This window comes from Bacillus sp. HY001, assembly GCF_007558965.1.
Classification (GTDB): domain Bacteria; phylum Bacillota; class Bacilli; order Bacillales; family Bacillaceae_G; genus Bacillus_A; species Bacillus_A mobilis.
Genome location: NZ_VLTE01000106.1, coordinates 1 through 4,700 on the forward strand (window position 1 = coordinate 1; position 4,700 = coordinate 4,700).

The 4,700-nt window shown below is 37.7% G+C and carries 8 protein-coding genes; 6 read left to right on the forward strand and 2 right to left on the reverse strand.

Going from position 1 to position 4,700, the window contains the following annotated elements:
- Positions 1 to 340 precede the first annotated feature (340 nt).
- Positions 341 to 1,432, forward strand: a complete 1,092-nt coding sequence (locus FOT98_RS28225; protein ID WP_063263157.1) for a replication initiation factor domain-containing protein — start codon at positions 341 to 343, stop codon at positions 1,430 to 1,432.
- 454 nt (positions 1,433 to 1,886) lie between these two features.
- Here the strand turns inward: FOT98_RS28225 and FOT98_RS28230 are convergent, their stop codons facing one another.
- Complete coding sequence (locus FOT98_RS28230) at positions 1,887 to 2,159, reverse strand: hypothetical protein (RefSeq protein ID WP_063263163.1); 273 nt, start codon at positions 2,157 to 2,159, stop codon at positions 1,887 to 1,889.
- A gap of 28 nt (positions 2,160 to 2,187) precedes the next feature.
- On the reverse strand, positions 2,188 to 2,997 hold the full coding sequence (locus tag FOT98_RS28235) for a recombinase family protein (RefSeq protein ID WP_063263162.1): 810 nt from the start codon (positions 2,995 to 2,997) through the stop codon (positions 2,188 to 2,190).
- 271 nt (positions 2,998 to 3,268) lie between these two features.
- On the opposite strand from FOT98_RS28235, the gene FOT98_RS28240 reads away from it, so the two are divergent.
- The 5 genes from FOT98_RS28240 to FOT98_RS33095 are packed head-to-tail and all read left to right on the forward strand — an operon-like array spanning position 3,269 to position 4,411.
- Positions 3,269 to 3,538, forward strand: a complete 270-nt coding sequence (locus FOT98_RS28240) for a hypothetical protein (RefSeq protein ID WP_063263161.1) — start codon at positions 3,269 to 3,271, stop codon at positions 3,536 to 3,538.
- The gene (locus FOT98_RS28245) at positions 3,519 to 3,779 is read left to right on the forward strand and encodes a helix-turn-helix domain-containing protein (RefSeq protein WP_063263160.1); all 261 of its coding nucleotides are present in this window, start codon (positions 3,519 to 3,521) and stop codon (positions 3,777 to 3,779) included. Before FOT98_RS28240 ends, FOT98_RS28245 begins: the two co-directional genes overlap by 20 nt.
- A 3-nt stretch (positions 3,780 to 3,782) precedes the next feature.
- The gene (locus FOT98_RS28250) at positions 3,783 to 4,019 is read left to right on the forward strand and encodes a hypothetical protein (protein ID WP_063263159.1); all 237 of its coding nucleotides are present in this window, start codon (positions 3,783 to 3,785) and stop codon (positions 4,017 to 4,019) included.
- Between the two features lie 12 nt (positions 4,020 to 4,031).
- Complete coding sequence (locus FOT98_RS28255) at positions 4,032 to 4,277, forward strand: hypothetical protein (protein WP_063263158.1); 246 nt, start codon at positions 4,032 to 4,034, stop codon at positions 4,275 to 4,277.
- Between the two features lie 2 nt (positions 4,278 to 4,279).
- Positions 4,280 to 4,411: a hypothetical protein gene (locus FOT98_RS33095; protein WP_259652775.1), complete on the forward strand. Its 132-nt coding sequence runs from the start codon at positions 4,280 to 4,282 to the stop codon at positions 4,409 to 4,411.
- Positions 4,412 to 4,700 lie beyond the last annotated feature (289 nt).

A 4,700-nucleotide genomic window follows, 5' to 3' on the forward strand; every position in this document is an offset into this window, starting at 1 on the left:
TGATTTGATACATGCAGCAGGAATTACAACAATGATCCATACGGAAAAGTGAAGGAAACATTCTGTTGTGGGGGACGGGGTTTTCTTTCACTAGCCGAAGGCCATATGTAAGAGGGGTGTACCCTCCGAAAGATTCGAAAATACGCCAACATATAAGGTTACTTGCGTTGCAAAATTTACTATTTTTTTAAGTCCCTATAGGGTTTTCCTATATCAGATACTAGAAGAATATAAAAAGAATCGGTTGACGAATGAGTTTGCTAATGTTTAATCTTGGAGACAAGGCGAATCTTTTTTCGCCGTGTTCCTTGAAATTTTTTAATAGAAAATGGGTGAAGAAATGAAGAAAGAATATTTACATCCATACTCGAACCCCCGTACACATAACATGGGGGTGGAGCGTACAACCGAAACTGGGCTGAGAGCTTGTGTAGACTGGGTTGGAGCTACTTTCAAAAATATCGAGATGGAGCAGTTGATTTTTGACGTTTTGAAGCTAAATTCTGATGACTTTTCTAACGGTGATGGAAATTATGGTTACAAAGAATCTTTCCGTTATGGAAGTATTGTAATTTACTTTAATGGTCGTGAGGATATGGGTCTACATCTTGAATTGAAAGGTAGAGGATGCCGTGAGTATGAGAATCTTGGGAAACAGACTTGGAAAGAGTTGTTTCAGTCCATTTTTGCACACCAGGGCTATCTTACTAGATTAGATACGGCGGTTGATGATTTTGAAGGTATGTTTACTATACCGAAACTGGTAAACAAGATTAAGAAAGCTGAATTAATATCTCCGTTTAAACTTGCTAGGGTATTAGAAACTATTAAAATACACTCTGGTGATGTAAATGGGATGACACTATATTTTGGTTCTCCGCAATCTGATATTCAAATTCGGATATACGATAAGCTAGCGGAACGTAAGGGTACAAATTACAATGTGTCAGAAGATATTAAAGTATGGATTAGAACGGAATTGCAGTTACGAGATGAAAAAGCAATGCGAGTTGCTGAAATTATCACAAGTAAAGAAGATGGAGAAGAGTCCATTGGTGAAACTGTTTGCGGTATATTGAAACACTATCTCCGTTTTGTGGAAAAAGGGAAAAGTAAGGATACGAATAAACGCAGATGGAAAACCGCTAAGTTTTGGGACAAGTTCTTGGGAGAAGTTGAAAAGTTGCCATTAACTACGATCACTGAAGAAAAAACGGTATTGGAAACAAAAGAGTGGCTTAAAAGAAGTCTTGCTCCTACGTTGGCATTGGTGTATAAAGCGTTCGATAATGATATAGACCAAATAGCTGAAATTATCGATGAGGGGTGCAATCGTTTGAAAACGAAACATTATGAAATGATACGTAAGCATCAAGAAGGCATAAAAAAAGCTCCTATTGTGTGCGAAACAATAAGAGCAACCGAAAAATAAATATCTAACCGAAGTATATACGAATTTATAAAAAAGATTCAAGCCCTACAGAAAAAAGAAAATTTTCATGTATTATATGTATGCTAGTTTCGTAAAGTAGATTCAACTCTATCATAACCGTAAAGAACGTTGATACAACAATAATATAGCGATTTTTTAAGGGGGAGTACCTACCCCCTGTTTTCTTATGCCCAAAAACTGTGATTTTGTCCGTTATCGTGTTCGAATGCTTGGTATTACTGCATTTATCGTATAAATTGTTGCTTTACTAGAAAAAAATGTTCCACTATGTAAAGACGATTCCCTTTACCAGTCTATTTTCTTTCCTATGATTCTACAAGGAACACGGCGAGTCGCTAGAATGTTACTCAGAACGCTCAGATTTGACTGTATCCGACTTTTAGCAAGGGAGCAGGGATTTGCATGTGCCGTGCCATGGAATCGCTGGTAATGGCTATATATCTTGTCTTCTAGTATATCCACCTAGGAACGGTATTAAATGCCCTTGTATCACCTTTTCTATGTCTGCAAAAGCAAAGTATTGCTCCTTGCTCTTATCATCGTCTAGAACGGCGTGTAAGCCCTCTGCATGTATCTGTGTAATTGTTCCATGATAGTACAATTCCTCTTCTGTATCTTCTGCATACAAGTAGCGAACGATAATAGTTACATAGTCACCTAGAACAAATGGGAATTGACCTTCTTCATGGCTATATCGGACTTTCATATTTTCACCTCCTTTCATGGATTATGAGTTATTTATTGCGTACATTCTTAGTTAGTAACGATTGAATTTTACCAAACTGAATGGAGCTGATTAGTGGCTCGTGTTGTCCTTTCGTTTTTACATCTGAATGAATGATTTCTCCCTTATAAAATGGGTTTCGTAGAATCGTAGCAATGCTTTGCTGAGAGAAGCTATTCCCTCTAGCGGTTTTATAACCTTGTTCGTCTAAATGCTTTTTCACTTTACCGATGGATTTCAACTCATAGTACTTCTTGAAAATATCTCGTACAATTTCAGCGTTTGGCTTATCAATAACGACTATTGGTGTTTCTACTCCATCATGTAACCATTGGTAACCCAACGGAACATTTCCTCCGCCTTTGATTCCACTTTTTGCTTTGGAACGTCTTCCTTTTGCTAATTTGAGGTTTGTATTCATACGATCATATTGGTCTAGTAATTCCATCATCCCATTTACGAGAAAATCATTTGGGTCTTTATCAGTAATTGAGTACGTTGGTTGTTCTACGCTTAACACTTCAGCTTCGATTTTGAGCAATTGGCGTTTAATCATTACTTTTGCATTGTCAGAACGCCATAAACGGCTTGTATTCATTACGACAACGCTTTTTGTATCTGCAAGACTAGAAAGCAAGTCAGCTAGTCCATTTCTGTCTATTGTTGTACCGCTCACGCCTTCATCTTTAAAGATTCCAATTAATCTTAGTTTGTTCTGTTTGCAATAGTCCTTTATTGCACTTTCTTGGGTATGTAATCCATATCCCTTTTCTGCTTGAGTTTCCGTACTAACACGAATGTAACCATATACTTCTTTCATGTTATCGCCTCCTAATTATATTTTAAGCAATCAATTGGTTTTTATCAACTCTCATTCATGACAATTGACAAATATATATGATAAAACGCTATATAACAGCGTTTATTGTAGTTTTATCTATTGTAAATTAGTTATGGAATTTGTAATTTAATTATAGACAAGTGAAAAATCAAAGGGTTACGATTTACTTATAGTGATGAGGAGAGTTGATGCTCCTTCCCTCCTTGTCGCTACCTCGCTTTACAACCTCAAATTAGAAAGGAAAATCCACATGAAATTTTCTACATGGGACAACTTCAACCCAAAAGAACACAAAAACACAACGATTGTTATTGCTGATGATTTGCCATTACACAAGAAAGTACGTATGAAACGTTTGATTGAAGGATTAAGCCAACAAAAGTTAGCTGAAATTCTTGGTTTGGAATATGCTCCACGTGTTTGCACTCTTGAGAGTGGTAAAGTACCTCCGCTTTATGTAGAACGCATTGAGCAGTACTTGTATGAGGAGGATTATTCCAATGGCGAACTGGTTAAATGAGACACGTGAGTTTATGCATATGCCATTACATCAGCAGATACGGACGAAACGGCTTGTAGATGGTTTCTCGCAAAAAGAACTATGTAAAATGCTTAATATGGCTCAAATGACGTTATCTAAGGTCGAGAGAGGTTGTGTGCTCGTTCCTGCGAAAAGTATGAAATTGGTATGCGAGTACTTGTACGGCATTAAGTATTATCGTGATGGAAAATTAGTACGAGATTATGAAAATGAGCAATGATCCATGGATAAACAAATGATGAAGCAGCTGCAAATTGAACTTGAACGACTTGTACGAGTGAATGAATACGAAAGTACGTCATCAGCCTTACGAGAATTGAATCTAGCACGCATAAAAGAGCTTGAGTTAGCAATTACATTAAATCATCCAGTATGGCAAGGTGACCAAAATAGGGGCTATTACGAGTATGTAGCTCTGCACTCTGGAGCTAAACCAAACAAATTAACTAGGATGGATTGAAAGGAGAAAATCATGGCTATTGCAAAGTATGAATTAACAGAAGAAGTAGAAAAAGAAATTGAAAGACTGGAAAAGCAAAATGAACATCCTGACATTTCGGCAAGTAAGAAGCAGGAAAATGAATGGCGTATTCAAACGTATCGTAAGTTGGGACGTAAAAAGCCATCTTATGAGCCTGTAGCAGAAGAAAACAAACTGTATCCATTGGACTATCGTCTTCATTATCCGATAACACCCAATGACCTACTGGAGGGCTGATTATGGCTCTCCTTTCTTATATGGATGTTGTGGCTCGTTTAAAACGAATGAACGCTTGTGAGGGCATTACAGAAGCTGAGAAGCAGAAGAATGAACAAGCTATTCAATGGATTTTATCAGTGAATGAAAAGTGAGTATCTGAGTAGTGCGTTTATGCCGTGAAAGTCCATTTATGTATAGTGACCCTTTGCTTTACACTCGTAGGAAGTGACCCAGCAGGGTGGTTTCCCCTGGTGGCGTTGGTTCCTTAAGAGTGCAGAGGGTGGAATCTGTGCGTCAATGGAACCATGGAATAAAAAGCAATACGTAACAATGGGAATAGCGTTGATTTGATACATGCAGCAGGAATTACAACAATGATCCATACGGAAAAGTGAAGGAAACATTCTGTTGTGGGGGACGGGGTTTTCTTTCACTAGCCGA

Bases quoted from the DNA above. Each gene is read 5' to 3' on its own strand.
- FOT98_RS28250 (WP_063263159.1), top strand. From the start codon at position 3,783: ATGGATAAACAAATGATGAAGCAGCTGCAAATTGAACTTGAACGACTT.
- FOT98_RS28225 (WP_063263157.1), top strand. From the start codon at position 341: ATGAAGAAAGAATATTTACATCCATACTCGAACCCCCGTACACATAAC.
- FOT98_RS28245 (WP_063263160.1), top strand. From the start codon at position 3,519: ATGGCGAACTGGTTAAATGAGACACGTGAGTTTATGCATATGCCATTA.
- FOT98_RS28230 (WP_063263163.1), bottom strand. From the start codon at position 2,159: ATGAAAGTCCGATATAGCCATGAAGAAGGTCAATTCCCATTTGTTCTA.
- FOT98_RS28255 (WP_063263158.1), top strand. From the start codon at position 4,032: ATGGCTATTGCAAAGTATGAATTAACAGAAGAAGTAGAAAAAGAAATT.
- FOT98_RS28235 (WP_063263162.1), bottom strand. From the start codon at position 2,997: ATGAAAGAAGTATATGGTTACATTCGTGTTAGTACGGAAACTCAAGCA.
- FOT98_RS33095 (WP_259652775.1), top strand. From the start codon at position 4,280: ATGGCTCTCCTTTCTTATATGGATGTTGTGGCTCGTTTAAAACGAATG.
- FOT98_RS28240 (WP_063263161.1), top strand. From the start codon at position 3,269: ATGAAATTTTCTACATGGGACAACTTCAACCCAAAAGAACACAAAAAC.